The organism is Actinosynnema sp. CA-299493 (genome assembly GCF_050946825.1).
In the GTDB taxonomy this organism is placed as follows: Bacteria; Actinomycetota; Actinomycetes; order Mycobacteriales; family Pseudonocardiaceae; genus Actinosynnema.
Genome location: NZ_CP191993.1, coordinates 7346856 through 7372340, shown reverse-complemented (window position 1 = coordinate 7372340; position 25485 = coordinate 7346856). Strand labels below are relative to the sequence as shown.

26 protein-coding genes are annotated in these 25485 nt (G+C 73.8%); 9 read left to right on the top strand and 17 right to left on the bottom strand.

Annotation, left to right across the window (positions count from 1 at the left end; translation table 11 throughout):
* Positions 1-126 precede the first annotated feature (126 nt).
* Positions 127-993: an LLM class flavin-dependent oxidoreductase gene (locus tag ACQPYE_RS30990; protein WP_498716477.1), complete on the top strand. Its 867-nt coding sequence runs from the start codon at positions 127-129 to the stop codon at positions 991-993.
* Positions 990-2465, top strand: a complete 1476-nt coding sequence (locus ACQPYE_RS30985; protein WP_498716476.1) for an alpha/beta fold hydrolase — start codon at positions 990-992, stop codon at positions 2463-2465. The genes ACQPYE_RS30990 and ACQPYE_RS30985 overlap by 4 nt, the downstream gene beginning before the upstream one ends.
* Here the strand turns inward: ACQPYE_RS30985 and ACQPYE_RS30980 are convergent.
* Positions 2458-2967: a carboxymuconolactone decarboxylase family protein gene (locus ACQPYE_RS30980; RefSeq protein WP_498716474.1), complete on the bottom strand. Its 510-nt coding sequence runs from the start codon at positions 2965-2967 to the stop codon at positions 2458-2460. The genes ACQPYE_RS30985 and ACQPYE_RS30980 overlap by 8 nt on opposite strands.
* Before the next feature lie 158 nt (positions 2968-3125).
* On the bottom strand, positions 3126-3902 hold the full coding sequence (locus ACQPYE_RS30975) for an AraC family ligand binding domain-containing protein (protein WP_498716473.1): 777 nt from the start codon (positions 3900-3902) through the stop codon (positions 3126-3128).
* A 188-nt stretch (positions 3903-4090) separates the two neighbouring features.
* On the opposite strand from ACQPYE_RS30975, the gene ACQPYE_RS30970 reads away from it, so the two are divergent.
* Positions 4091-5158 (top strand): glycoside hydrolase family 19 protein, encoded by a 1068-nt coding sequence (locus tag ACQPYE_RS30970; protein ID WP_498716471.1) that lies wholly within the window; start codon positions 4091-4093, stop codon positions 5156-5158.
* Between the two features lie 42 nt (positions 5159-5200).
* Here ACQPYE_RS30970 and ACQPYE_RS30965 read toward each other — a convergent pair whose 3' ends face one another.
* The gene (locus ACQPYE_RS30965; protein ID WP_498716469.1) at positions 5201-6034 is read right to left on the bottom strand and encodes an alpha/beta fold hydrolase; all 834 of its coding nucleotides are present in this window, start codon (positions 6032-6034) and stop codon (positions 5201-5203) included.
* An 11-nt stretch (positions 6035-6045) separates the two neighbouring features.
* Entirely contained in the window at positions 6046-7062 is a 1017-nt protein-coding gene (locus ACQPYE_RS30960) for a C40 family peptidase (protein ID WP_498716468.1), read from the bottom strand.
* A 194-nt stretch (positions 7063-7256) separates the two neighbouring features.
* Here ACQPYE_RS30960 and ACQPYE_RS30955 point away from each other — a divergent pair, with 194 nt between their 5' ends.
* Both ACQPYE_RS30955 and ACQPYE_RS30950 read left to right on the top strand, forming a co-directional pair.
* A complete protein-coding gene (locus tag ACQPYE_RS30955; RefSeq protein WP_498716466.1) occupies positions 7257-8015 on the top strand; it encodes a lytic polysaccharide monooxygenase in 759 nt (252 codons plus the stop codon).
* An 88-nt stretch (positions 8016-8103) separates the two neighbouring features.
* Complete coding sequence (locus ACQPYE_RS30950) at positions 8104-8673, top strand: DUF305 domain-containing protein (protein WP_498716465.1); 570 nt, start codon at positions 8104-8106, stop codon at positions 8671-8673.
* A 14-nt stretch (positions 8674-8687) separates the two neighbouring features.
* Here the strand turns inward: ACQPYE_RS30950 and ACQPYE_RS30945 are convergent, their stop codons facing one another.
* Both ACQPYE_RS30945 and ACQPYE_RS30940 read right to left on the bottom strand, forming a co-directional pair.
* Positions 8688-9590 (bottom strand): RluA family pseudouridine synthase, encoded by a 903-nt coding sequence (locus tag ACQPYE_RS30945; protein ID WP_498716463.1) that lies wholly within the window; start codon positions 9588-9590, stop codon positions 8688-8690.
* An 88-nt stretch (positions 9591-9678) separates the two neighbouring features.
* Entirely contained in the window at positions 9679-10269 is a 591-nt protein-coding gene (locus ACQPYE_RS30940; protein ID WP_498716462.1) for a DUF4386 domain-containing protein, read from the bottom strand.
* A gap of 98 nt (positions 10270-10367) precedes the next feature.
* On the opposite strand from ACQPYE_RS30940, the gene ACQPYE_RS30935 reads away from it, so the two are divergent.
* Entirely contained in the window at positions 10368-11039 is a 672-nt protein-coding gene (locus tag ACQPYE_RS30935) for a TetR/AcrR family transcriptional regulator (RefSeq protein ID WP_498716460.1), read from the top strand.
* On the opposite strand, the gene ACQPYE_RS30930 is transcribed toward ACQPYE_RS30935, so the two are convergent.
* The 3 genes from ACQPYE_RS30930 to ACQPYE_RS30920 all read right to left on the bottom strand — a co-directional run bounded on the left by ACQPYE_RS30930 (position 11023) and on the right by ACQPYE_RS30920 (position 14352).
* Entirely contained in the window at positions 11023-11646 is a 624-nt protein-coding gene (locus tag ACQPYE_RS30930; RefSeq protein ID WP_498716459.1) for a DUF4230 domain-containing protein, read from the bottom strand. The genes ACQPYE_RS30935 and ACQPYE_RS30930 overlap by 17 nt on opposite strands.
* Before the next feature lie 22 nt (positions 11647-11668).
* Entirely contained in the window at positions 11669-12349 is a 681-nt protein-coding gene (locus ACQPYE_RS30925; RefSeq protein WP_498716457.1) for an SDR family oxidoreductase, read from the bottom strand.
* A gap of 236 nt (positions 12350-12585) precedes the next feature.
* Positions 12586-14352 carry a 1-deoxy-D-xylulose-5-phosphate synthase gene (locus ACQPYE_RS30920; protein WP_498716455.1) on the bottom strand — a complete coding sequence of 589 codons (1767 nt, stop codon included), beginning with the start codon at positions 14350-14352 and terminating at the stop codon, positions 12586-12588.
* Positions 14353-14722: 370 nt separating this feature from the next.
* On the opposite strand from ACQPYE_RS30920, the gene ACQPYE_RS30915 reads away from it, so the two are divergent.
* Positions 14723-15808 (top strand): polyprenyl synthetase family protein, encoded by a 1086-nt coding sequence (locus ACQPYE_RS30915; RefSeq protein ID WP_498716453.1) that lies wholly within the window; start codon positions 14723-14725, stop codon positions 15806-15808.
* Between the two features lie 95 nt (positions 15809-15903).
* Here ACQPYE_RS30915 and ACQPYE_RS30910 read toward each other — a convergent pair whose 3' ends face one another.
* Both ACQPYE_RS30910 and ACQPYE_RS30905 read right to left on the bottom strand, forming a co-directional pair.
* Positions 15904-17106 (bottom strand): alpha/beta hydrolase, encoded by a 1203-nt coding sequence (locus ACQPYE_RS30910; protein WP_498716451.1) that lies wholly within the window; start codon positions 17104-17106, stop codon positions 15904-15906.
* 29 nt (positions 17107-17135) lie between these two features.
* Positions 17136-17918: a MerR family transcriptional regulator gene (locus tag ACQPYE_RS30905; protein ID WP_498716449.1), complete on the bottom strand. Its 783-nt coding sequence runs from the start codon at positions 17916-17918 to the stop codon at positions 17136-17138.
* A gap of 150 nt (positions 17919-18068) precedes the next feature.
* On the opposite strand from ACQPYE_RS30905, the gene ACQPYE_RS30900 reads away from it, so the two are divergent.
* The gene (locus ACQPYE_RS30900) at positions 18069-18803 is read left to right on the top strand and encodes a sugar phosphate isomerase/epimerase family protein (RefSeq protein ID WP_498716448.1); all 735 of its coding nucleotides are present in this window, start codon (positions 18069-18071) and stop codon (positions 18801-18803) included.
* On the top strand, positions 18800-19909 hold the full coding sequence (locus tag ACQPYE_RS30895) for a Gfo/Idh/MocA family protein (RefSeq protein WP_498716446.1): 1110 nt from the start codon (positions 18800-18802) through the stop codon (positions 19907-19909). The genes ACQPYE_RS30900 and ACQPYE_RS30895 overlap by 4 nt, the downstream gene beginning before the upstream one ends.
* Here the strand turns inward: ACQPYE_RS30895 and ACQPYE_RS30890 are convergent.
* The 6 genes from ACQPYE_RS30890 to ACQPYE_RS30865 all read right to left on the bottom strand — a co-directional run bounded on the left by ACQPYE_RS30890 (position 19890) and on the right by ACQPYE_RS30865 (position 25226).
* The gene (locus ACQPYE_RS30890; protein ID WP_498716444.1) at positions 19890-20504 is read right to left on the bottom strand and encodes a TetR/AcrR family transcriptional regulator; all 615 of its coding nucleotides are present in this window, start codon (positions 20502-20504) and stop codon (positions 19890-19892) included. The genes ACQPYE_RS30895 and ACQPYE_RS30890 overlap by 20 nt on opposite strands.
* A 72-nt stretch (positions 20505-20576) precedes the next feature.
* Entirely contained in the window at positions 20577-21830 is a 1254-nt protein-coding gene (locus tag ACQPYE_RS30885) for a YncE family protein (protein WP_498716442.1), read from the bottom strand.
* 169 nt (positions 21831-21999) lie between these two features.
* A complete protein-coding gene (locus ACQPYE_RS30880; protein ID WP_498716440.1) occupies positions 22000-22146 on the bottom strand; it encodes a hypothetical protein in 147 nt (48 codons plus the stop codon).
* 93 nt (positions 22147-22239) lie between these two features.
* A complete protein-coding gene (locus tag ACQPYE_RS30875) occupies positions 22240-23460 on the bottom strand; it encodes an RNA polymerase sigma factor (protein ID WP_498716439.1) in 1221 nt (406 codons plus the stop codon).
* A complete protein-coding gene (locus tag ACQPYE_RS30870) occupies positions 23457-23777 on the bottom strand; it encodes a YciI family protein (protein ID WP_498716437.1) in 321 nt (106 codons plus the stop codon). Before ACQPYE_RS30870 ends, ACQPYE_RS30875 begins: the two co-directional genes overlap by 4 nt.
* 159 nt (positions 23778-23936) lie before the next feature.
* Positions 23937-25226, bottom strand: a complete 1290-nt coding sequence (locus tag ACQPYE_RS30865; protein ID WP_498716435.1) for a PucR family transcriptional regulator — start codon at positions 25224-25226, stop codon at positions 23937-23939.
* Positions 25227-25485: the final 259 nt, after the last annotated feature.

The window sequence follows — 25485 nt, the reverse complement described above, 5'->3', positions numbered from 1 at the left end:
CTGGGAGCGCTCCCTGGGAGCGCTCCCAGGGACTCTAGAGTGACTCGTCGCACATTCACAAGCCTGGATTTGACCTCCGGTTAACTTGAGGTCACAGGCTGTGAGCATGATCGTGGAGATGCGGTGATGGACGTCGGGATCACCCTGCCGGGATTCGGGACCGACCCGGTGGAGCACGCGCGGCACGCCGAAGGGCTGGGGTTGGAGTCGGTGTGGCACGGCGACCACCTGGTCCCGGTGGCCCCGTTCCTGGACGCGACGCTGGTCCTCGCGGCGGTCGCCGCCACGACCGATCGGGTCAAGCTGGGGTTCGGCGTGATGGTCCTGCCGCTGCGTCCGGTCGCCTGGGCGGCCAAGCAGGTCGCCACCCTCCAGCACCTGTCCGGGGAACGGGTGCTGCTCGGCGTCGGCAGCGGTGGCGAGGCGCACGGCGAGGCGGCGTGGCGCGCGGTCGACGTGCCGTTCGCGGAGCGGGGCAGGCGGACGGACGAGGCGCTGGCCGTGCTGCCGGACCTGGTGCGGGGCGACGCGGCGCGGGTGCACGGCGCGGACGTCGTGCTGTCGCCGGGCGCGGTGGTGCCGCCGGTGCTCGTCGGCGGTGGCGGCGCGGCCGCGTTGCGGCGGGCGGCGCGGTTCGGCGACCACTGGTACCCGGCGTTCGTGCCGCTCCGGGCGGTGTCGTCGGGGGTGGCGCGGTTGCGGGAGCTGGCGGAGGAGCGCGGTCGGCCGGTGTGCGGGGTGACGGTCGGGGTGGGCGTGGCGCTGGGCGACGTGCCCGGGTCCGCGGTGGAGCACCGGATCCGGTCGATGACCGACTACGGGCTGACCGAGGAGCAGGCGCGGGAGGTGCTCGTGACCGGGTCGGTGGAGCGGGCCCGCGACCACTTCGGCCGGCTGGCGGAGGCGGGCGCGGACCGGGTGGTCGCGATGCCGTTCACCGAGGACCGGTTCCGGCAGGCCGAGCTGGTCGCGCGCGCTACGGTGGCCGCGTGACCGAGCGGATCGTGCGGGCCAACGGCGTCGACCTGTGCGTGGAGACCTTCGGCACGCCGGCGGACCCGGCGGTGCTGCTCATCGCCGGTGCGACCGGGTCGATGCTGTCGTGGGCCGACGGTTTCTGCGCGCGGCTCGCGGCCGGCGGGCGCCACGTCATCCGGTACGACCACCGCGACACCGGGCAGTCGGTGACGTACCCGGTGGGTGAGCCCGGCTACGGGTTCGCGGACCTGGCGGCGGACGCGGTCGGCGTGCTGGACGCCCTGGCGGTGGCGCGGGCGCACGTCGTCGGCATCTCCATGGGAGGCGGCCTCGCGCAGCTCCTCGCGCTCGACGCCGCCGACCGGGTGGCGTCGCTGACGCTGATCGCCACCAGCCCGGCCGGTCCCGGCGCGCCGGACCTGCCGCCCATGTCGCCCGCGCTGCTGGAGCACTTCGCCGCCGGCGCGCCGCCCGCGCCCGACTGGACCGACCGCGCCGCCGCGGTTGAGCACCTGGCGGCGGCTGATCGGCCCTACGCCGGGCCGCGACCGGTGGACGTGGACGCGGCGCGCGCGACGGCGGGACGGGTGTTCGACCGGGCGCGGGACATCGCGTCGAGCGGCAACCACTTCCGGATCGACCGCATCGAGTCGTGGCGGCCGCGGTTGGGCGCGATCACGGCGCCCACGCTGGTCGTGCACGGCGACGTGGACCCGCTGACCCCGCCGGGGCACGGCGAGGCGATGGCGCGCGAGGTGCCCGGCGCACGGTTGCTGCTGCTGGAGGACTGCGGGCACGAGCTGCCGCCCGGCGTCTGGGACGTGGTCGTCCCGGCGATCGTGGCGCACACCGACTCGGTCAAGCCGGGACGCGACGAGGTTCTGGCGCGGATCCGGCGGCTCGGGACGGTGGACGCGAGCACGGCGTTCGAACGGCTCTACGCCGCCGCGGCCCGCGGCGAGGTGGACGTGCCGTGGCACCGCGAGGAGCCGCACCGGCTGATCCTGGACCGCTTCGAGGGCGTGGACGGCACGGGCAAGCGCGCGCTCGTCATCGGCGCGGGGTACGGGCAGGACGCCGGGTTCCTCGCCGGCCTGGGCTTCGACACCCTCGGGTTCGACATCTCGCCGACCGCGGTGGGCGTGGCGGCGGAGCGGTTCCCGGCCGCGCGGTTCGTGGTGGCCGACCTGCTCGACCCGCCCGCCGAGTGGTGGGGCGCGTTCGACGTGGTGGTGGAGGTGCTGATCGCCCAGGCGCTGCCCGCCGACGTGCGGCCGGCCGCCATCGCCGCCATGCGCCGGTTCGTCGCGCCCGGCGGCACGTTCGTCCTGCTGGCGCACGCCCGCGACGACGACGGGCCGGTGGCCGGCCCGCCGTGGCCGTTGGTGCGCGCGGAGGTCGAGTCGTACGCCGACGACGACCTCCGCGCCGTGCTGGTCGACCGCACCGACAACCGGTGGTGGGCGGAGTTCCGGCGCGTCAGCTGATGCCGATGATCGAGGTGTAGCCGTTGGGCACGATCCTCTCGGCCATCCGCTGGTAGGCCTCCGGGTCGTCGGGCGCCCACGTGGCCAGCCCGTCGACGTAGCGGTTGGCCGCGCAGAACATCGCGGCGATCAGCACGGTGTCGTGCACCTCGACGTCCGTGGCCCCGTTCTCCTTCGCCTTCGCGATCAGCTCGGCGGTCACCGCGCGCCCGCTGTCGGTCACCGCCGTGGCGATGTCGAGCAGCGCCACCATCTTGGGGGTGTGCTCGTAGTCCTCGGGCAGCTGCGCGGCGGCGAAGGCGCCGTGGGAGCCCGCGCAGAACTTGCACTTGTTCAACTCGGAGACGTGCGTGGCGATCAGCTCGCGCTCGCCGCGGGTCAGGTCGCTCGGGCCGCGCAGCAGCACCTCGGTGAGCTCGGAGAGCGGGCGGCCCGTCTCGGGGCGGTAGTTCATCAGCCCGGCCATCCCGGGCAGGGCGTTGTCCAACTCGATGTGCGGCATGTGATCAGTGTCCCCAGCGCGTGACACCCGGTCGAGCGGCGATCGGACGAAAACACAACACAGTTATGTGAAGCGTTCGCCCGAATCGTGGCCCTCGTTCACCCGTAAGGTCGTCGCGGTCCGCGTCCGGTCGCGCGTCAACGCTCCGCGCCGCGTCCTCAGCGCGCGGAACGGGCGTACGCGGCGGGGGTGATGCCGTAGCAGCGGCGGAACCACCGGGTCAGGTGCGCCTGGTCGGCGAACCCCGCGAGCGCCGCCGCCTCGGCCGCCGGGTGGCCGTCCGCCAGCAGCCGCCTGGCCGCGCGGAGGCGGCGTTGGCGCTGGTAGTCGCTGGGGGAGAGGCCGTACTCGGCGCGGAACGCCCGGTAGAGCGCGAACCTGCTCAGGCCGGTCGCCCTGGTGAGCTCCCCGGTGGTGACGTCGTCGGCGTAGTGGGCCTCGATCAGGTCGCGCGCGGCGGAGGCGTCGCCCCGTGGCCGGGTCGTCGTCGTGGGCAGCGGCACGACGTGGGCCGCCATCGCGAGCACGGCGTGCGTCAGGTGCTCGTCGCGGGCCAGGTGGCCGTCCGGGAGGGCGTCGTGCAGGCGGCGCAGCGCGTCGGCCAGCGCCGGCGAGTGCACCACCGGGTCGCGGAACAGCGGCAGGCGCGGCAGCAGTTCGGCGACCAGCGACGGTCCGATGTGGACGATCCGGTAGGTGAAGCCGTCCTCGGTGGCGGTGCGGCCGTCGTGCACCTCGTCGGGGTTGAACGCGAGCACCTCGCCCGCCGCGCTGGTGTGCGCGCCGCCCCGGCACCGGAACGCCTGCACCCCCTGCTCGGTCACGCCGAACGAGTAGGCGTCGTGGCTGTGCCGGTGGTACCGGTGCGACGTGAAGTGCGCGTGCATCGCCTCGACCGGCTCATCCGCCGCGCGCCAGTACCGCGTCCACTGCACGTCGCCATTCAACACCGGCGGTCGCGCCGCCCGCGCGATGGTCGACCACCCGTCCGTGTGAGCGCTCCCATGGAATCGGCGGAAATGTGCGAGTGATTCGCCTTTGCTCTTGACTGGTGTAGACCATTTCCGGTTGAGTGGCCCCCGTCACACGTCCGAGGGCGCTCGAACGGAGAAGAGTGATTCTTGTGTCGAGATTCCGCGCAGTGGCGGCGATCGCCGCTTTCGTGGTCGGGGCGGCACTGACCGTCGTGGTGGCCAACTCCGCGTCCGCCGCGGCCTGTGCGTCCGCGTGGACCTCGTCGGCCGTCTACACCGGCGGCACGACGGCGTCGCACGGCGGGCACAACTGGCGGGCCCAGTGGTGGACCCAGAACGAGACCCCCGGCTCGGCCGCGGTCTGGGCCGACCAGGGCGCCTGCGGTGGCGGCACGACGCCGCCGCCCGCCTGCGACTACCCCGCGTGGGTGCAGGGCCAGTGGTACACCGCCGGCAGCGTCGTGCGCTACACCGACGGCAAGTACTACGTCGCCGAGCACGACAACCCGGGCTACGACCCGATCATCAGCACCTGGTACTGGAACCCCCACGACTGCGGCTCGACCCCGACCACCACGACCAGCACCCCCGTGCCGGGCGGCTTCGCGGTGAGCCAGGCGCAGTTCCAGCAGATGTTCCCGAACCGGAACGCGTTCTACACCTACTCCGGGCTCACGGCCGCACTCGGCGCGTACCCCGGGTTCGCCAAGACCGGCTCGGACACCGTCCGCAAGCAGGAAGCGGCGGCGTTCCTGGCCAACGCCAACCACGAGACCGGCGGCCTGGTCCACATCGTCGAGCAGAACCAGGCGAACTACCCGCACTACTGCGACGCGGGCCAGCCCTACGGCTGCCCCGCCGGCCAGGCGGCCTACTACGGCCGCGGTCCCATCCAGCTCAGCTGGAACTTCAACTACAAGGCGGCGGGCGACGCGCTGGGCCTGCCGCTGCTGACCAACCCGTGGCTGGTGCAGAACGACGCCTCGGTGGCCTGGAAGACCGCCCTCTGGTACTGGAACACCCAGTCCGGCCCGGGCACGATGACCCCGCACAACGCGATGGTCAACGGGTACGGCTTCGGCGAGACGATCCGCAGCATCAACGGGTCGCTGGAGTGCGGCGGGCGCAACCCGGCGCAGGTCCAGAGCCGGGTCGACGCCTACCAGCGGTTCGTCGCCATCCTGGGCGTGCCCGCGGGCGCCAACCTGTACTGCTGAGCGGCGTGGTGGCGGGGGTCGCGCGGCGGCCCCCGTCCCGCGTCACCGGCCCAGGTGCGCGAGCACGGCCCACCCGAACGACCCCGGCGACTCGACCCACGGCACGTGACCCGCGCCGGGCAGCACGACCCGCGCCACGTCCGGCAGCGCGTCGGCCAGCGAGTCCACCGACCACCGGGGCCGCACGTCCGCCGCGCCGTCCACGATCAGCGTCGGCACGTCCAGCCCGCGGCAGCGCGCGATCAGCTCCGCCTCGTCCCACGCGTGCGACTCGGCGTTCAACGCGGCGTTGGCCTCCTCGTCCACGCCGAACCACGGCGTGGCCGGTTCCTCGGCCCGCCACCGCGCCGTCGCCGGGTCGGCGAAGTCCGCCGTCCACGGCCGGACCGCCGCGTCCCGCCCGATCGGGCCCGGGACGTCCGGCTCGCCCAGCCGTTCGGCGCGGTTGCGGCGGTACTCCTCGCGCCACCCCTGCCCCAACCCGGTGCCGGAGACGTAGACCAGCGACGAGACCCGGTCCGGGTGCGCCAACGCGTAGTGCAGCGCCACGTCCGCGCCCCGGGAGTGGCCGAGCAGGGCCATCCTCGGCAGTCCGAAGTGGACCCTGACGGCGTCGAGGTCGGCGAGCGTCCGGGCCACCGGGTACGGCCCCTCGCGCTCGGACCGGCCACCACCGCGCTGGTCCCAGCGGATCACCCGGACCCGGTCGGCCAGCAGGTCCGCGAGACCCTCGAACACGTCCCACGGCCCGGGGTCGCCGTGGCACAGCACCAGCGGCTCGCCCCGTCCCGGGACGGCGAGCCCCGCTCCGGCGCGGCCCGAGTCGGCTGCCCACACCACGCGGCCGTCGTCCGCGATGACCTTGTGCTCCTCCATGCGGCCCAGTGTCAACCAACCAGGCGTCGGATCACACTGATCGGACCAATCGAGTCGATGGCGGCGATCTTCACGGGAACGCCCTCGGTCGACGCGTGCACCGCGCGCGCGTTGTCCACGGCCATCGCCACGTGCGACTGGCCGGCGTAGTAGATGATCAGGTCGCCGGCCTGGACCTGCGCCCGCGTCACCGCCCGACCCGCCGTGGCCTGCACGTACGTGGTGCGCCCGATCGTCACGCCCGCCTCGCGGTAGGCGGCCTGCGTGAGGCTGGAGCAGTCCCAGGCGTCGGGTCCGTCGGCGCCGAACACGTACTGCTCCCCGCGTTGGGCGAGGGCGAAGTCGAGCGCCACGCCGGCGGCTCCCGGCGGCACGGCGACGTCGGAGGTGTCACCGGGGGACGCGAGCACCGCCTTGTCGGCCGGGCTGAGCGCCCGGTACTGCGCCCGCGCGTCCTCGACCTGCCGGTCCACCGCCGTCTCGCGGGCGGCGAGGTCGGTGACCAGTCGTTCCGCCTCGCCGGCGGCGGTGGCCGCGCGTCGCTGCGCGTCCTGCGCCCCGGCCGTGGCCCGCGCGGCGTCGTCGACGGCGGCCGACAGCCGGCCCAACGCCTCGTCGTTGTCCGCGGCGAGCACGCCCATCGCGCTCATCCGGTCCAGGAAGTCCTGCTGCGAATCGCTGACCAGCAGCGCGGAGAGCCGGGTGAACCGCGCGCCCTCGAACGACGCCTCGGTGAGCAGGTCGACCTGCCCGCGCAACGCCTCCTGGTCGGCTCTCGCCCGGTCGCCGAGCCGCGCCGAGTCGGCGAGGTCGGCGTTGGCGCGGTCCAGCTCGCCCTGCTTGGCCTTGAGGTCGTCCTGCGCCCTCAGGTGCTCTTCGTGCAGCCGTTCGGCCTCGCGCGACAGCTCTTCGTACGTCGCGAGCGCGTCCGACGCGGTCGGCTGGGCGACGGCGGGCCACGGCGCGGTCAGCGCCGCGACGACGGCCGCGACCAGCGCGGTGGCACGCCTACCGGGATGTGCGTTCACAGTCGGGGTTACGGGCGGCTGGACCACTCGGTTCAGATCCTTGACCCGGCTGCCGTTCCCGATTATGGTCTAGACCACATCGCGTGGTGTGACGGACCGTTCCCGGCTCGTCACGCGTCGCGTGTTCCGGCCGCCGCGGAAATGGACCCTGCCTTGGAGACCCCTCCCGGGTTTCCTCCGAAGGAGCTGGACACATGAGCCTGAAACGCAAGCTCGCGGTGGTACTGGCCGCCGTGGGCATCACCCCGTTCTTCGTCGTGATGTCGGCGGGAACGGCGAGCGCGCACGGCTACATCTCGTCGCCGCCCAGCAGGCAAGCGATGTGCGCGCAGGGCCGGGTCTCGAACTGCGGCCCGATCGTCTACGAGCCGCAGAGCGTGGAAGGGGCCAAGGGGCAGAACAACTGCCACGCCGGCCTGAGCCAGTTCGCCCAGCTCAGCGACGACAGCCGGGCGTGGCCCACCACCTCGGTGGGCAACAACGTGACGTTCAACTGGACGCTCACCGCCCGGCACTCGACCACCACGTGGCAGTACTTCGTCGGCGGCTCGAAGATCGCCGAGTTCAACGACGGCGGCCGGCAGCCCGCGGCCACCGTGACGCACAACGTGAGCCTGGGCGGTCGCACCGGCCGGATCAAGCTGCTGGCGGTCTGGAACATCGCGGACACGCCCATGGCGTTCTACTCGTGCGTCGACCTCCAGGTGGGGTCCGGTGGCGGCACGCCGACCACCACGACCACGCCGACCAGCACGACCACGCCGACCAGCACCACGCGGCCCACGACGACCACGACCGCACCCCCGGTGGGCGGCACGTGGGCGGCCAACACCGCGTACCCGGTCGGCTCGCAGGTGACGTACGGCGGCGTCAACTACCGCTGCATCCAAGCCCACACGTCCCTCGTGGGCTGGGAGCCGCCGAACACCGCGTCCCTGTGGCAGCGGCTCTGAAACCCTGACGCGGAGCCGATGTGACCGCAGCCCGTCCGCGCCGACCCTGTGACGGCGCGGGCGGGCCGTCCGGTGAAGGAGGACGACCTTGCGACGCCTCGCAGCCCTGGTGGCCGGCGTGCTCGTGCTGGCCGGTTGCGGCTCCACCACGCCCACGGCGGCGCCGCCGCCCGTGTCGACCGTGGTGGAGACCGACGAGTTCAACGAAACCGACGTGATGTTCCTCCAGATGTCCGTGCCGCACCACAAGGCCGGGCTGGAGATCGCGCGCCTGGCCGAGGACGGCCCCGTGCGCGCCGAGGTGAAGACCCTGGCCGCCGCCATCGAGGTCACCCAGCTGTCCGAAGTGGACTCGATGACGAAGTGGCTGGCGGACTGGGAGCAGCCGGAGACGGCGGGGGACAGCCCGCAGCTGCACGCCGGCCACGGCGGTGACCACTCGACCAGCCCGGAGGCCATCGCGGAAGTGGCCGCGACCGGCGCGGGCGAGTTCGAGAGGGCGTTCCTGAACCTGCTCATCGGCCACCAGCACAACGCGGTGGCGATGGCGAAGCTGGAGAAGGAGGGCGGCGTCAACCCGCAGGCGAAGGACCTGGCGGAGCGGATCTTCCAGTCCCGCACCGCGCAGATCGCGCAGATGCTCGGCTACCTCGACTAGCGCCGGTCACGGCACTAGAGGTCGAGCCGGAGGCCGCTGGTGAAGCGACGGTGCTCGCCCGTCACCGGGTCGGTGAACTCGAGCACCTTCGCCAGCAGCTGGAGCGGGTCGGTGAAGTCGTCCAGGGGCTTCTCGCGCAGGACGGGGTAGAAGTCGTCGTTGCGGATCGGCACGCCCAGCGAGGCCATGTGCAGGCGGAGCTGGTGCGTGCGGCCGGTGAGGGGTGCCAGCCGGTAGCGGCCCCAGCCGGCGCGGTGCTCGACCAGCTCGACCCGCGTCTCGGCGTTCGGCGGACCGGGCACCTCCTGGGCGGTGATGACGCCCTTGACCTTGACGATCCGGCTGCTCACGTGGGTCGGCAGGGTCAGCGCGGGGTCGTGCGGCGCGATGGCCTCGTACTCCTTGCGCACCGCGCGGTCCGCGAACAGGGTCTGGTACTTGCCGCGCAGGGTCGGTTCGACCACGAACATGACCAGCCCGGCGGTCACCCGGTCCAGCCGGTGCGCCGGGGTCAGGTGCGGCAGCCCGAGGTCGCGGCGCAACCGCACGAGCGCGGTCTCGACCACGTGCCTGCCACGCGGGATGGTGGCCAGGAAGTGCGGCTTGTCGACCACGAGGATGGCGTCGTCCCGGTGCACGACCCGGATCTCGAACGGCACCGCCACCTCGTCGGGCAGGTCGCGGTGGAACCACACCGCGCCGCCGGGCGTGAACGGGGCGTCCGGCGCGATGGGGCCGGTGAGGTCGTAGACGCGGCCTTCGGCGAGCATCAGGTCGATCCGCTCGGGCGCGACCCGGGGCAGCCGCTCGACCAGGTGATCGCGAACCGTGGCCCACGGCCCGTCGTCGGGGAACCGCAGCCGGGCCGGGTCGAGGCCGTGGCGCTGGTCCAGCGGCGGTCGGAGCTTGCGCCTCATCGTCCGGCAGCATACGCCGAACCGGGCCGGCGCCCCGGTGTCCTCCGGCACCCCGCGCCCTGGCCAGGGCGGGCGGCGCGCGGATGCGCTAACCCGCCATCGCCGGTTCCCGGTCGACCGCGGACCGGGTGAAGCCCTTGGCGATGAGCAGGACGCCCAGCGCGATCTCGAACAGGCCGCCCGGGACGGAGAGCGCCACGCCGACGCCGAAGCCGAGGACCTCCAGGACCGCGCCCAGCAGGAAGACGGCGTAGCCGACCACACCCCACACCGCGACGGCGCGGGGCACCAGGCGGGCGCGGAGCAGGACGCGGCAGAACAGCACGCCCACGGCGCCCACGGCCGTCATCGCGACCTGGTAGCTGTAGTGGTTGCCCGCCACCCCCACCCCGGCCGACGCCGGCAGCAGCACGAACACGACGCCGACGGCCAGCAGCACCGCCTCCACCGCCCGGCCGACCAGGTACGCGTGCGCGGTGAGCTCGCCGTGCGGTCGCAGCACCGGGAACGCCAGCACGCCGATGCCGACCACGACGGCGGAGTTCAGCAGCATGAGCAGGGCTCCCGCGGCCACCAGCGCGCTCGACCCCGAGCCGACCAGGGCGGCGCCGGCGCCGTACGCGACGAACGCCAAGAGGAACAGCGTCCCCATGGCCCGGCCGATGGCTCTCGATGACATGGGGTTCCCCTTCGACGGTGGTGCCGACCTTACTTAGTAAGGCGGACGGTACCTTACTTAGTACGCACGCACCACGCACCAGTCGCCACGGAGGTCGGATGTCGAAGGCAGGAGCACCGCTGACCCGGGAACGCGTGCTGCGCGCCGCCGTCGCCATCGCCGACGCGGGCGGGATCGCGGGGTTGACCATGAGGTCCCTCGGCGACGCGCTCGGGGTCAAGCCGATGTCCCTCTACCACCACGTCAGGAACAAGGACGAGATCCTCGACGGGATCGTGGACCTGGTCTTCGGCCGGATGGAGCTGCCGACCCCCGGCGGCGACTGGCGGCAGGAGATGGTCAAGCGGGCGCACTCCGCGCGGGACGTGCTCAAGCGCCACCCGTGGGCGATCGGCCTGCTGGAGTCGCGGAAGGCGCCCGGCCCGGCGACGCTGCGGCACCACGACGCGACCATCGGCACCCTGCGCCGCGCGGGCTTCCCGGTCGCCATGACCGCCCACGCCTGCGCCCTGCTGGACAGCTACGTCTACGGGTTCGCGCTCCAGGAGGCCGCGCTCCCGTTCACCGGCCCCGATTCCGCCACCGAGGTGACCGAGGACATCATGGCCCGGTTCGCGGAGGGCGCCTACCCGCACCTCGTGGAGATGGCGACCGAGCACGTCCTGCGACCGGGCCACGACTTCGCCGACGAGTTCCCGTTCGGGCTCGGCGTGATCCTCGACGGCCTGGCGGGGTGGCTCCCGGCGGCGGAGGTCAGTCCAGGCTCGTGAACTCGGCCTGGTAGCCCAGCGCGCCGAACATGCCGGTCAGCATCTTGCGGGTGTTGTCGTCGGCCCGCTGGAGCAGCCCGGACTCCCGCGCCGCGTCCGAGATCTTCTGCTCCGCCGCCACGTAGAACGGCTGCTGGTCCTGCGTCTGCACCAACGACGTCAGCCGGTCGAGCAGCCCGCGCTCCTGCGCGAACACGTAACACCGCTCCTGGTCCAGGTTCGGCTTGTCCAGCACCGCCTTGGGCAGCGCCAGCCGGACCTTCCGCGCCTCGCCGGACGCGGTCGTCGGCGACACCTCCAAGGCGCCCTCGGCCAACCCGCCGAAGTCCACGTAGGCGTTCACCGTCCCGGCCGCCACGAACAGCGTCCGCTGCCCGGCCAACGCCGACGGCACGTACCGGACGTCGCGCTCGATGTCGAGCACCACCTGGAACTCGCCCACGGACGCGTGGTACTGGCTCAGGTCCCGCAACGACTGCAACAACGCCGGTTGGCTGCGGTCGATCGTGTCCGTGCCCGTCAGCAACCGGGGCACCACCAAGAACGCCGCCACCAGGACCCCGACCGCCACCAGCACCGCCGCCGCCACACCGCTGCGCCACTTCATGCCGCCGGGTTACCCCGGCGCGCTACCAGGGAACCCGCTTCCCGTCGCGGAAGAACCCGCCGGTCGGCCCGTCGTCGGGCAGCGTCGCCGCCCACACCACGCTCGCCGCGCCCTGCGCCACCGGCCGCCCGCCGGGTCCGCCCATGTCCGTGGCGACCCACCCCGGGCACACCGCGTTGACCTTCATCGCGGGCAGTTCGGCGGCCAACGTCAAGGTCAACGCGTTCAACGCCGCCTTCGACGTCCCGTAAGCCGGTGTCCCGCCGCCCATCGACGCCAACGACGCGGCCTCGCTCGACACGTTCACCACCCGCGCGCGCCGGGCCGCCCGCAGCAGCGGCAGCAGGCCGAGGACCGTGCGCCACGGTCCGTAGAAATTGGTCTCCATGGCCTCACGGACGACCCCCAGATCGGCCGAGGACGCCCGCTGCCAGGTGTCGTAGTGGATGGCCGCGTTGTTCACCAGCACGTCCAGCCGACCGTGCCGCGTGGTCACGTGCTCGACCAGCGCGGCCACCGACGCGTCGTCGGTCACGTCCAACCGGTGGTGGTCGACGCCCAGCCGCTCGGCCGCCGACCGGGCCTTGTCCGCGTCACGCGCGGTCAGCACCACGACGTGGCCCAGTGACGCCAGCTGCCGGCACACCTCCAGCCCGATACCCCTGTTCCCGCCCGTCACGACCGCCACCGGCGCGTCCGCCATGCCATCCTCCCCAGAGTCGTGCCCCTCGGACATTCTTCCCCGGTCGGCCACCGATCCGGCCGATGAGGTTCGATGACGGGGAGGATCCGGGTGGACTTGGGGAGATCGCCGTGCACGAGACCCCGGGAACTCCCGATTCGCTCCGTCGGTCACGTCCGAGGGTGTCCGCGACCGGGCGTCGGTGACGGCCCAACGTCGGTGACGGCCCGCGTGGCGTCGGCAGCGTCGCGCGGTGCTCACGAGGTCCACCCCGGAAGGAAGCGGGCCACCGTGCGGGCGATGCCGGCGGCGTCCAGGTCGTGCATGCGCAGGATGTCGGCGCGCGAGCCGTGCGGCAGGAAGTCGTCGGGCAGCCCCAGGACGCGGATCCGGCGGCTCAGCCCGGCCTCGCGCAGCGCGCCCGCGACCGCCTCGCCGATCCCGCCGCCGCGCACGCCGTCCTCCACGCACACCACCACCCGGTGCTCGGCGGCCAACGCCACCACCGCCGGGTCGACCGGAGTCACCCAGCGCGGGTCGCACACGGTCACGCCGATGCCCTCGCCGGCGAGCGCCACGGCGGCGGCCACCCCGTCGGACGCGAGCCCGCCGACGGTCACCAGCAGCACGTCCCGCCGCGACGGGCGGTGCAGCACCTCCACCCCGCCGAGCCGGTCCACCGCGGCGACGTCCGCGCCGATCGTGCCCTTGGGGAAGCGGACCGCGGTCGGTCCGTCGTCGGCGACCGCCTCGTCCAGCAGCTCGCGCAGCCTGGCCCGGTCGCGGGGCGCGGCCACCCGCATCCCGGGCACGCCGCGCAGCAGCGCCAGGTCCCACGCGCCGTGGTGGCTGGGACCGTCCTCGCCGGTCACCCCGGCCCGGTCGAGCACGAACGTCACTGGCAGCCGGTGCAGCGCCACGTCCATCAGCACCTGGTCGGCCGCCCGGGTCAGGAACGTCGAGTACACCGCCACCAACGGCCGCAGCCCGCCCATGGCCAGGCCCGCCGCGCACGTCACGGTGTGCTGCTCGGCGATCCCGGTGTCGAGCACCCGGTCGGGGAACGCCTCGGCGAACGCGGTCAGCCCGGTCGGGTCCGGCATGGCCGCGGTCAGGCACACCAGGTCGGGGTGCCGGTCGGCGAGCACCAGCAGGTGCTGCCCGAACACCGACGTCCACCCCGGACCGCGGCGGGCCGACGGCGCGGGCACGGCGTGCAGGTGGTCCACCGGGTCGTTCTCCGCCGGCGGGTGACCCTTGCCCTTCTCGGTCACGCAGTGCACGACGACCGGTCGCCCCAACGCCTTCGCGGCGGTCAACGCCTCCTCCACCCGGACGACGTCGTGCCCGTCGACCGGGCCGAGGTAGGGCAACCCGAAGGCGGCGAACACGTCGCCGCCACCGCCCGCGCGCAGGGCGGCGAGGTGCCTGCCCACCGCGCCCGCCGTCGGCGCGTACGACCGGCCGTTGTCGTTGAGGACCACGACCACCGGGTGGTCGACGCCGCCCAGGTTGTTCAACGCCTCCCACGCCATGCCGCCGGTGAGCGCGCCGTCGCCGACGACCGCCACCACGTGCCGGTCGTGCTCGCCGCGCAGCCGCGCCGCCCGCGCCAGACCGTCCGCATAGGACAGCGCGGTGGACGCGTGCGAGTTCTCCACCAGGTCGTGCGGCGACTCCGCCCGGCTCGGGTAACCGGACAGGCCGCCCTCGCGGCGCAGGTCGACGAAGCCCTCGGCCCGGCCGGTGAGCATCTTGTGCACGTAGGACTGGTGTCCGGTGTCGAACACGATCCGGTCGCGCGGCGATCGGAACACCCGGTGCAGCGCCAGCGTCAGCTCGACCACCCCGAGGTTCGACCCGAGGTGGCCACCCGTGCGGCCCACCGCCTCGACCAGGCGTGTCCGGAGCACACGCGCCAGCTCGTCCAGCGCGCCGCGCGACAGGCCGCGCAGGTCGGCCGGACCGGTGATCCGCGACGCGGGGGGCCGGATGGCTCTGGGCAGGGTGGTGGTGTCGGTCATCAGGCCACTCCAGGCGGTGCGAAGGCCTCGGCAACGTGAGGTGAGGCGAACGTGCCGCACCCGGCCGGCCGGGACAAGCGGGCCGCCGGGTTTCACGCGAACGGGATCACGGGCGCCACACGGACGTGTGCGTGTGGTTCGCGGGAAACGGGGAACCGGCACTCCTCGGCGTCGTCGGGCTCGCGCCACCCCGTGTCGAGGGCCGGGGACGGCCCCGAACGGGTCGTCAGCCGCCGGTCCCGCCCCGCCGGTGTTAGCTTCGGGAGCGCCGGGAGGTGACCACGGCCGACCGCCGGACCGCGACCGTGTGCACCCGCCGCGCCCCGCGTCCCCGTCGGAACCCGGTCCTGTTCGCGCTCGTGGAGGTTCCATGACAGTCACCGACGCCGTGCGCGGCGACCTCGTCGGCGTCCGCGCCGGGGTGGACGCGACGCTCGACCGCTTCCTGGCGGAGAAGGCGCGCACCGCGCCCGACCCGTGCCTGCCGCCGCTGGTGGACGTGCTGCGCGGGTTCGTGGCCGGCGGCGCGCGGTTGGGCCCCTTGTCCTGCCACTGCGGCTTCCTCGCCGCGGGCGGCTCGCCCGACGACCCCGCGGTGGTGTGGGCCGGCGCGGCGTTGGAGATGTTCCACACCTTCGCGCTGGTGCACGACGACATCATGGACCGTGCCGAGCTGCGGCGCGGCCGGCCGACCGTGCACCGGGCGCTCGCCGGGCGGTTCACCGGCGTCGACCGCGACGGGTCGGCGGCCGAGCGGTTCGGCGTGAACCTGGCCATCCTGGTGGGCGACCTGTGCTCCACGTGGACCGACGAGCTGCTGGACCGGGCCGACGTCGAGCGGACGCGGTGGCGCGAGGTGCGCGTGCTGCTGCACACCATGCGCACCGAGCTGATCGCCGGGCAGTACCTCGACCTCGGCGGCGACCCGCGCGCCGCGGCGGACCCGGTGCGGTCGGCGTGGCGGGTGATCCGGCTCAAGACCGCCCGGTACGCGGTCGAGCTGCCGTTGCGGATCGGGGTGTCGCTGGCCGGTGGCGGCACGGCGTTGACGCGGGTGTGCGGCGCGTACGGGCGGCCGGTCGGGGAGGCGTGCCGGCTGCGCGACGACCTGCTCGCCGTGTTCGGCGAGCCCGGGGTGACCGGTGAGCCCTCCCTGGAAGTCCTGCGTGGCGGCAAGCCGACCGTGCTGATGGCGTTGGCCCGGCAGCAGGCCACCGCCGCGCAGCGCGAGGTGATCTCGACCCTGCACGGGGATCCGGAGCTGGACGAGGAGCGGGCCGCGCGGCTGCGCGACGTGGTCCTCGCGACCGGCGCGGTGGCCCGGGTGGAGCACTTGATCAAGATCCGCGCGGACCGGGCGTCGGGCGTGGTGCGCTCGTCGTCGATGAACCCGGCCGCCAAGGCGCCGCTGGCGGAGCTGATCACTCACGCGACCCGCCGCGGGCCGGTCGAGTAGCACCGACCGGTCGAGGCCGTCGTCGTCGCCGGCCGTCGACGGGCCACCGGCGCCACGGCCGACCGACTGACCGCCGTGGCGACGGCCCCGCGCGCCTACCGCAAGGTGCGGTCGAAGAAGGACACCACGTGCCGGCGCACGGTCGGCACCGCGACGGCCGGGTCGAGCGTGCCGACCATCGCCGCGCGCCCGGCGTCGTCCACCAAGCCCGCCGCGTGCAGTCGCGGCACCATGGCGGCGAAGTCGGTCAACGTCCAGTGGTTCGCGTCGGCGATCACGTGCTGCCGGACGTGGCCGTGCGCGAGCACCGCCGACCACGCGCGCCGGTACCGGTCGTTCTGGAAGCCTGCCGTGCCGACCAGCAGCAACGGCCGGTCCACCCCGTGCCGTGCGACAGGCAGGAGCTCGCCGTCCTGGCCGGGCCGCTCCGGGTGGTAGTCCAGGAAGCCCTCCAGGTTGATCGCCGCGTCGATCCGGCGGCCCTGGTCCTCGTACATCGCCTCGGCGGCGATCGTGCCGCCCAGTCCCTGGCCGTACATGCCGACCCGGCGCGGGTCGAGGGCACGACCGAGGTGCTCGGGGAGCGCACGGCCCTCGGCGTCGGGGTTGCCACCCGCCGCCAGGACCTCCAGCCGGTCGAGCACGAGGTCCGTGTCCGCGAGCCGAGTGGCGATCACCGCTTCGTAGAGCCGCGGATCCGTGCTGGGATCGCCGGGCAGGCCGACCGGTCGAGGCCCCGACGGCAGGTCGACGGTGAAGGTCTCACCGGGGTGGTCGATCGTCACCACGACGTAGCCGCGGCTCGCCAGCTCCTCCGCGGTGCCGACGCCGAACGCGCGCGGCTCGACCAACCCGGGGCTGTAGAGCACGACCGGTCGGCGCACGGGGAGCGCGGGCGCGTCCACGTGCGAGTGGGTGGGGGTGGCGGCCCAGTCCACGCCGCTCGTCGGCAGGTGCGCGAACCCCCACGGCACGAACGACGGGAACGCCGCCGCCGCGCCCGGCGTCAGCTGCCGCGCCACCGGGTGGTGGCGAACGTCCAGCGCCGGGTAGTGCACCGAGACCACCACCTCGCGGGGCCGGCCGTCGGCGGACCACGGGTCCGGCCGGTCGGCGTCGACCAGGTGCAGCGCGGTGACGCCGACGCGGTGCGGGCCGGTCGGCGCGGGCAGGTCCAAGGCCAGACCCGGGTTCGAGGTCGAACCCGGGTCCGGGCCCGTTTCCGCCCCGGCGACGCCGGTCAGCGTCGCGGCGAGGACCACCAGGGCCGCCGCGGACGCACTTGTCCTGCAAGACATTTCTCCCCCTGTTGATTCCGAGCGGTTCTTCAGTCGGCTGACAACGCCGCGTACATGCGGGCCACGTAGTCCCACAGACCGTCGCCGAGGTCGTCCACCGGCTGACCCGGCAGCACGTCCCGCAGCACGCCGCGGCCGTTCTCCCGGAAGAACGCGCCCATCGAACGCAGGATCTCCCGGTCGCCCGCGGCGAACGTCTCACCGACGTCGACCAGGCGTCGAGCGGTCCGGCGGACCTCCGGGTCGTCCACCGGGTCGCCCGCGCGGTAGTGCCCGACCACCTTCGCGAGCACGTCGGGCCACTCCTCGTCGAGCCTCTCGCGGGCGCGCGGGCCGATCTCGACCGCGTGCTCGTCCAGGAAGTCGCGTTGTTCCCGGGTGAGGTGCCCGTCGAAGATCGTGGTGCTGCCCAGCAACGCGAGGAGCCGGTCGGGGTCCGGCCGGGTCGGTCCGGTCAGCTGGGCGAGCAGCCCCCTCGTCCGGCGGCGCAACGCGTTGAGCCGCCAGACCTGCTCGTCCAGCTGTTCCAGGTGCGCGGCGAGCACCCGGCCGAGCGGTCCCGCGTCGGACGCGCCGGACAGCACGCCGCCGATCTCCTCCAACGACATGCCGAGCTGCCGCAGCAGCCGGATCTGGTAGAGCCGGTGCAGGTCGGCCTCGGTGTAGCGCCGGTGCCCGGACGCCGTGCGCTCGCTCGGCCGGAGCAGGCCCAGTTCGTCGTAGTGGTGCAGCGTCCGCACCGTCATCCCGGCGACCCTGGCCAGCGCGCCGACGCTCCACCGCGGCTGGTCGAGGCCCCCCTTCGCGCTCATGGCACAGACCCTAGAACCTCACGCGACGTCAGGTTCAAGTCCGTTTCACGGTCGGGTGACGGCGTTCGGTCGTGGCGCAGATTTCTACCAAGTGGTAGAAATCTGTGGGAGCGCTTCCACGCATGCCGACGACGACGTCAGGAGCCCGTGATGAGCAGAACCTCCGTGCAGTTGTACTCCGTCCGCGACGCGTTCGCGGCCGATCCCCCCGACACCCTGCGACGCCTCGCCGCGATCGGCTTCACCCGCGTCGAGCCCTACGGCGTCCTGGAGAACGTCGACGTGCTGCGCACCGCGTTGCCCGAGCACGGCCTCACCGCCCCGACCGCGCACGCGCGGCTCATCGGCGCGGACCAGCCCGCCGTCTTCGCCGCCGCGGCCGAGTGCGGCATCGAGGTCGTGATCGACCCGCACGTGGACGCGGAGCGGTGGCGGGACCCGGCCGACGTCGCCGCCACCGCGTCCGCGCTCAACGCCGCCGCCCGGATCGCCGCCGACCACGGCGTCCGCGTCGGCTACCACAACCACTGGTGGGAACTGGCGTCCCGGATCGACGGTCGCAGCGCGTTCGAGCTGCTGGCGGACCACCTCGACCCCGAGGTGGTGCTGGAGGTCGACACCTACTGGGCGACGGTCGGCGGTGAGGACGCGCCCGCGTTGCTGCGCCGCCTCGGCGACCGGGTGCACGCGATCCACGTCAAGGACGGCGGCCTCGCGCGGGACGCGTCGGGCCAGGTCCCGGCCGGACAGGGGCGCGTGCCGGTGGCGGACGTGCTGGCCGCCGCGCCGGACGCGTTGCGCGTGGTCGAGTTCGACGCCTACGACGGCGACGTGTTCGCCGCCCTCGCCCAGAGCTACGCGTTCCTCGCCGGGGTCGCGGCGTGAGCGCCCCGGTCGGCGTCGGGGTCGTCGGCACGGGCGTCATCAGCGAGGAGTACCTGCGCAACCTGACCGCGTTCCCCGACCTGCGGGTGTCGGCCGTCGCCGACCTCGACCCGGAACGCGCGGCGGCGCGGGCGGCCCGGCACGGCGTGCCGCGATCGTCCACTGTGGAGGAGCTGTTGGCCGACCCGGACATCGGGATCGTGGTCAACCTGACCGTGCCCGCCGCGCACGTCGCGGTCAGCCGGGCCGCGATCGAGGCCGGGAAGCACGTGTGGGTGGAGAAACCGCTCGGGCTGGACCTGCGGGGCACGCGCGACCTGCTCGACCTGGCCGCACGACGGGGTCTGCGGGTCGCGTGCGCGCCCGACACCCTGCTGGGCGCCGGGTGGCAGACCGCGCGGCGGGCCGTCGACGCCGGTCGGATCGGCGAGCCGCGCACCGCGCTGGCCCTGTTCCAGACGCCGGGTCCGGAGAGCTGGCACCCCGCGCCGGAGTTCCTGTTCCAGGCGGGCGGCGGGCCGCTGCTCGACATGGGCCCGTACTACCTGACCGGGCTGGTGCACCTGCTCGGCCCGATCCGCCGGGTCACCGCCACCGGCGGTCGGGCGCGGGACACGCGGGTGATCGGCTCCGGGCCGCGCGCGGGCGTCGAGTTCGCGGTGACCGTGCCCACCACGGTGACCGCGCTGGTCGAGTTCGAGCGCGGCGGCACCGCGCAGGCCGTGTTCAGCTTCGACTCGGCGTTGTCGCGCACGGGTTTCGTGGAGGTCGCCGGCACGCTGGGCACGGCCGTGCTGCCGGACCCGAACGGTTTCGCAGGCCCGACCGCGTTGCACCTGTTCGACGGCGTGCAAACGCTTGCGCCGCAGGGGCATCCGGCGTCGCGCGGCACGGGCGTGCTGGAGCTGGCGCGGGCGATCCGGGCCGGCGAGCCGGAACGCGCCTCCGGCGAGCTCGCCCACCACGTGCTGGACGCCATGCTGGCTGCGGAGCGGTCCATCGAGCTCGGGCGCCCGGTGGAGGTCGGCAGCACCGTCGAGCCGCCGCCCGCGCTGCCGGTCGACTGGGACCCGCACGCGCCGACCCTCAGTCGAGCGGAACGGTGAGCAGGCCACCCAGGTAGAACCGCAACGAGCCGACCAGGTCGACCTCGTCCGGCGTGGTCAGCCACTGGACCTGCAAGCCGTCCATCAACGCGATGAACGCCAGCGCCGCCGCCGCCGGGTCGACGCCCGGGCGCAGCTCGCCGCGGTCCGCGAGGGCCCGGAACGAGCCGACCACGCCCTCGCGCGCCGCCCGGTAGTGGCGGACGAAGTAGTCGTGCGCCGGGTGGTCCGCGGCGACGGCCTCGGCGGCCAGGCGCGAGTAGAGGTCGACGATGCCGGGGTGGCGGACGTTGTGCTCGGCCAGGGCGAGGAAGTGGCGCAGGACGTCGACGCCGGGAGCGACCGCCAGCCGCTCCCGCTCGGCGTCCTCCGCGTCACGCCGTTCCAGCACGGCGGCGAGCAGCGCTTCCTTGGTGGGGAAGTAGTACAGCAACCCGGCGTGCGTGATCCCGGCGCGCTTGGCGATCTCGCGCAGCGACGACCCGTGGTAGCCGGCCTCCCCGTACACCGCGACCGCCGCCGTGATGATGTCCTCGCGGCGGATCCGGCCCTTCAGGTAACCGCCGGTCGCGGGGCCCGCCGTCGTCTCGCGCACCCGGACATCATGCCGCACGGTCCCTGACTGCGGCGCGCCTCGCGGGCCCGTGCGCAGCGCTGGGATTCCTGCTCACGGTGCTGGCGGGGTCCACGTCCTGAGCCGGCCGGCCGCCAGTTCGGCGAACCTGCCGGTGCGCGGGTTGTGCACGATCGGCGTGAAGCCCTCGACCACGCCCGTCCGCGCGCCGTCCACCGGGTCCCAGACCTCCAGCCCCGCCGACGCGCCGACGTAGAGCAGGCCGTCGTGCCCCCACATCCGCCCGACCGGACCGGCGAACGCCGCCACCCGCCGCGCGTCCACGACGTCGTGCACCTCGACGCCGGCCACCGCCGGCCGGTCGTGGCGGTCGATCGGCTGGAGCACCGCGGTGCGCTCGTCCAGCCACGCCATCGGCACGTCCCACGCCTCCCGCACGGCCAGCTGCCTGCCGTGCTCGGTCGCGTGCGCGTCACCGCCCAGCCACGCCGCCACGTCGTGCACGAGCGTCACGCCGGACGGGCTCCACACCCAGCCGTCGTCCAGCAGCCACCGCCCCGACGGGTCGAGGAGCAGCGCGCCGTGGAAGTAGTCCAGGTAGTGCTCGGGTTTCGGGCCGTTGCCCGACCACGCCGTCACCCGCTCGGTGAGCAGTCGGCCGGAGGCGAGGTCGAACGCGTCGAGCCGGTTCCAGTCGGTCGCGGCGACGACGACCGCGTCCCGGTCCGATCCGACGAACGCCAGCGGGAAGCACGTGTGGCGGTAGCGGTAGTCGCCCCGGTCCAGGGTCAGCACCGGCGTGCCGGCGACCAGGTCGAGCACGACGCCGTACCGGCCGAAGTCGGTGACCACCGCCGCGTGCCGCCCGTCCGGCGAGGCGTGCACCGCCGGGCGCGGCGGGTCGGCCGAGCGGAGGTCCGCCGGTTCGACGGGCGGCGACACCGGCGCGACGAACGCCGTCCCGGCCTCGTCGACCCGCACCAGGCCGGCTTCGGCGAGCACCAGCCAACCGCCGGGCAACGGCGCCACGCACCACGCGTTCAGCGGCTCGACCGGGCACCGCGCGGTCGTCCACGTGCCGCCGGGATCGGTGTCGTGCCGGCGGACCTCCGGCCGGCCGAGCCAGCCGACCAGGTCGCTGTAGTCGTCCACCCGCTCCGCGCACCCGACGCACAGCACGATCAGGGGCGGGTCCTCCCACTTCGCGCACGCCTCGCACAGCCGGTCGTAGGCCAAGCCGACCCCGGTGAACCACCCGTAGTGGTCAGGGGGCCGTTCGACGACGAGGTGCGCGCAGCCACGGGACTCGGCGGCGTACGCGGCATGCCCGCACGGCAGCACGTCCACCGGACCATTGTGGACCACCGCCGACCAGGGCGTCGGTAGTGACGGACCGTGCGCGCGGACGCAGGTCTGCCGGCCGCCGGGGCCTAGCTTTTGTCTAGAACCAGCGAAAGCATTGTCAACTTCGGTTGATTCTGAACAGAATGGCGCTCGTGAGCTGGGCCACAGGTCATCATCCGCTGATCGAGGAGTCACCCATGCCGTCCCGCCGCACGTTCGCAACGTGCACCTGGAGCTGGACCTGCACTCGGCGGTGGTCGGCGGGGTCGACCCGGTGGCGGTGCACCGGGCCCACTTCCCCGGGGTGCGGCAGTTCCACGTGAACGACCAGCCGCGTGACGCCCTCGTCACCGCCCAGGTGGGGTACGACTACCTGGTGGACCTGCGTTTCCGAGGCCCCGGCGGATCGGCCTCACCCACCCAGCGCGCTGATCAGGCGGGTGAGGTGGCGGCGTTCGGCGTCGGTCGGGGCCAGCGCCCGGGCCTGCTCGTAGGCGGCGAGCGCTTCGGTCGTCCGGCCCAGGCGGCGCAGGAAGTCCGCCCTGGTGGCCGGGAGCAGGTGGCCGGTCACCTCGTCGGCGAGGTCGTCCACCAGCGCCAGGCCGGCCGCCGGGCCGTCCGCCATCGCCACGGCCACCGCCCGGTTCAACCGCACGACCGGCGACGGGACGAGCTTGGCCAGTTCGCCGTAGAGCAGGGCGATCTGGGGCCAGTCCGTGTCCTGCGCGCGTGCGGCCGTGGCGTGGCAGGCGGCGATGGCGGCCTGCACCTGGTACGGCCCCGGCCGGCCGCGGCGCAGCGCCGAGTCCAGCAGCGCCACGCCCTCCTCGACCTGCCCGCCGTCCCACCGGGACCGGTCCTGCTCGTCGAGCGGCACGAGGTCGCCCGCGCGGTCGAACCGCGCGTCCCGGCGGGAGTCCTGCACCAGGGCCAACGCGAGCAGGCCGACCGCCTCCGGCTCATCGGGCATCAACGCGACCAGCGTGCGGGCCAGCCGGATCGCCTCCACGCACAGGTCGCGCCGCGACAGGTCGGCGCCACCGCCGGCCGCGTACCCCTCGTTGAACAGCAGGTACAGCACACCCAGCACGCCACCCGTGCGTTCGGGCAGCAGGTGGGCAGGGGGCACCCGGTACGGGATGCGGGCGTTGCGGATCTTCTGCCGCGCCCGCACCAGCCGCTTGGCCATCGTCGCCTCCGGCACCAGGAACGCCCGCGCGATCTCCGCCGTGGTCAGGCCGGCGACGGTGCGCAGGGTCAGCGCGACCCGCGCCTCCAGCGTCAACGCCGGGTGGCAGCACGTGAAGATCAGCCGCAGCAGGTCGTCGCCGATGCCGTCGTCCTCTTCCCCTCCCGGCGAGTCGTCCGGCACCGCCGCCACCTCCCGCAGCTTCGCCGCCTCCACGCTCGACCGCCGCAACCGGTCCAGCGCGCGGTTGCGGGCGGTCGTGGTCAGCCACGCGCCGGGACGGTGGGGGACGCCCTCGCGCGGCCAGCACTCCAGCGCCCGCGCGAAGGCGTCCTGGAGGCACTCCTCGGCGAGGTCCCAGTCGCCGGTGAGGCGGATCAGCGTGGCCACGATCCGCCCCCGTTCGGCCCGGAACAGCTCCGAGACCTCCGCCTCGACCGTCATCCGGTGTAGAAGGGCCGCACCTCGACCGACCCGAACCGCGCGCACGGGTGCCGCGAGGCGATCCGGATCGCCTCGTCCAGGTCGGCGCAGTCGACGACGTCGTAGCCCACGATCTGCTCCTTCGTCTCGGCGAACGGCCCGTCGCTCAGCAGCACCTCGTCACCCCGCGTCCGCACGGTCGTGGCGTCCTGCACCGACCGCAGCTGGGAGCCGTCCAGTCGCCTGTCCCCGACCTCGGCCAGCCACTGCTCGATGGTCGGGTCGCCCGCGGTCGGCTCGATGTCGGCGTCCACGCAGATCAGCAGCATGTACTTCATCGGTCACTCCTGTCGTCCGGTGCATTCCACCACTACGACGAACGGGGACCGCCGAGAAGGACACCCTCCTGCGATCCGTGCCGTGAGGCCGGTGCGCCCCGGGCGCGAACGCCAAGTCCAGCACCTCGCCCGTGCCGGCGCACGCGGCCTGGTCGCGGCCTACCCGGAGGCCTTCGCCCGGCTGGGGGCGCGCTCCGCCTGCGTGCCCGCGCGCGACGCCTGCTGAGCGTCACGCGCCCGGCGGAGCAGCCGCCGGGCGCGCAACGCGATCTCCAGCGCCAAGCGCTCGTCGGGATCGGCCAGGCGGTCGCCGAGCAGCTCCTCCAGCTGGTGCATGCGGTACCGGACGGTCTGCGGGTGCACGTCGAGCCGGCTCGCGATCTCGCCGATGCCGCCACGCGTCTCCAACCACGCCAGCAACGTCGTCTCCAGCCGTTCCCGCTGCTTCACCGTCAGGCCGTCGAACGCACCCAGCGCCCGCCTGCTGAGCCGGCCCACCAGGAACTCGTCCGACAGCAGCGCCAACGTGGCCAGGTGGTCGTCGCACCACGTCACCGGCACGGCGGGCAGCAGGCCGCGCCGCACGAACCCCAGCGCCCGCCGCGCGCACGCCGACGACTGCCGCGCCTCGGCCAGCGGGACCGTCGGACCGACCGCGGCACGCCGACCGCGCAGCTCCAGCGGCGACCGCCCCTCGGGGTTGGCCACCACCAGGCACGGCGTGGAGCTCTCCAGGTCCACCAGGACGTCACGGCCCAGCGTCACCGGCGGCAGCCGGTGCTGGTCCTCCCGGTACTCCAGCGCCACCACCGCGACCCGTTCCGGCAGCGGCCAGTCCGTCGTGCCCGCCAGGTCCGCGAGCGACCTCGGCGACGGCGGCTGCTCGGCCAGCACCAGCTTGAGCAGCTGCCGCCGCCTGCGCTCCAACGCGCCGCCGGCGTTGGCCCGCGCCTCCGAGTAGCCCTCGATGGCCACCCGGCACAGCTCGTCGACCCACGCGAAGATCGCGTCGGCCACCACGAACAAGGTGTCGGTGGAGACGCCCGCGGCGCGGCCGTGCTCGCTCAGGTGCCGCCACACGACCCGTGCCCCGACCCGCACCGCGGTCTGCAACGAGTCCGTGGTGCGGCCTTCGAGGTACTCCATCCGCCCGCTGTAGCGCAGCACGGCCTGCCAGTCGGCCTGCGCCGCGTCCGGGTTGGCGATGTTCTCGAAGCACTTCACGATCGCCATCTCGACCGCGCCCACCAGCACCTCGCGGAACTTGCCCTCCAGCGGCTGCGCGTACGCGGGCACGGACCGGCGGATCTCCCGCACCACGTCCCGCACCAGGCCGCCCGACAGCGGCGCCAGCTTCTCGGCCAGCTCGCCCGGGATGGTGGACCACGGCCGGCGCGCCGCGCTGTGCGTCCGCTGCCGCACCGACCCGCCGTCCGGTGAGATCGTCATGCCGCCTCCGCCTTGCGCGAAGCACCGCCCTGGGACTTCGCCCGGCTGACCATAAAATCACCCGCGACGGCGTGTCAAATATTCTTCCGGTCTTGCCCGGCGTTCACTCTTTCGAGTGATGATGCTTGTTGTAGGAGCATTACAACTTCGGTTGTGGAAACACGCACGCGGATGACAAGTCGACCGGTCGACCCGGACTGGCCGGCCCGTATTAATGCACTGCGCATTATCTCCGTCACATTTCCTGGGACGTGTCGGT

Excerpts from the sequence above, each read along its gene's own strand:
- ACQPYE_RS30915 (WP_498716453.1), top strand. The coding sequence starts at position 14,723 with ATGACAGTCACCGACGCCGTGCGCGGCGACCTCGTCGGCGTCCGCGCC.
- ACQPYE_RS30935 (WP_498716460.1), top strand. The coding sequence starts at position 10,368 with ATGTCGAAGGCAGGAGCACCGCTGACCCGGGAACGCGTGCTGCGCGCC.
- ACQPYE_RS30940 (WP_498716462.1), bottom strand. The coding sequence starts at position 10,269 with ATGTCATCGAGAGCCATCGGCCGGGCCATGGGGACGCTGTTCCTCTTG.
- ACQPYE_RS30990 (WP_498716477.1), top strand. The coding sequence starts at position 127 with ATGGACGTCGGGATCACCCTGCCGGGATTCGGGACCGACCCGGTGGAG.
- ACQPYE_RS30875 (WP_498716439.1), bottom strand. The coding sequence starts at position 23,460 with ATGACGGTCGAGGCGGAGGTCTCGGAGCTGTTCCGGGCCGAACGGGGG.
- ACQPYE_RS30910 (WP_498716451.1), bottom strand. The coding sequence starts at position 17,106 with ATGTCTTGCAGGACAAGTGCGTCCGCGGCGGCCCTGGTGGTCCTCGCC.
- ACQPYE_RS30930 (WP_498716459.1), bottom strand. The coding sequence starts at position 11,646 with ATGAAGTGGCGCAGCGGTGTGGCGGCGGCGGTGCTGGTGGCGGTCGGG.
- ACQPYE_RS30945 (WP_498716463.1), bottom strand. The coding sequence starts at position 9,590 with ATGAGGCGCAAGCTCCGACCGCCGCTGGACCAGCGCCACGGCCTCGAC.
- ACQPYE_RS30920 (WP_498716455.1), bottom strand. The coding sequence starts at position 14,352 with ATGACCGACACCACCACCCTGCCCAGAGCCATCCGGCCCCCCGCGTCG.
- ACQPYE_RS30870 (WP_498716437.1), bottom strand. The coding sequence starts at position 23,777 with ATGAAGTACATGCTGCTGATCTGCGTGGACGCCGACATCGAGCCGACC.
- ACQPYE_RS30955 (WP_498716466.1), top strand. The coding sequence starts at position 7,257 with ATGAGCCTGAAACGCAAGCTCGCGGTGGTACTGGCCGCCGTGGGCATC.
- ACQPYE_RS30900 (WP_498716448.1), top strand. The coding sequence starts at position 18,069 with ATGAGCAGAACCTCCGTGCAGTTGTACTCCGTCCGCGACGCGTTCGCG.
- ACQPYE_RS30925 (WP_498716457.1), bottom strand. The coding sequence starts at position 12,349 with ATGGCGGACGCGCCGGTGGCGGTCGTGACGGGCGGGAACAGGGGTATC.
- ACQPYE_RS30905 (WP_498716449.1), bottom strand. The coding sequence starts at position 17,918 with ATGAGCGCGAAGGGGGGCCTCGACCAGCCGCGGTGGAGCGTCGGCGCG.
- ACQPYE_RS30980 (WP_498716474.1), bottom strand. The coding sequence starts at position 2,967 with ATGCCGCACATCGAGTTGGACAACGCCCTGCCCGGGATGGCCGGGCTG.
- ACQPYE_RS30865 (WP_498716435.1), bottom strand. The coding sequence starts at position 25,226 with ATGACGATCTCACCGGACGGCGGGTCGGTGCGGCAGCGGACGCACAGC.
- ACQPYE_RS30965 (WP_498716469.1), bottom strand. The coding sequence starts at position 6,034 with ATGGAGGAGCACAAGGTCATCGCGGACGACGGCCGCGTGGTGTGGGCA.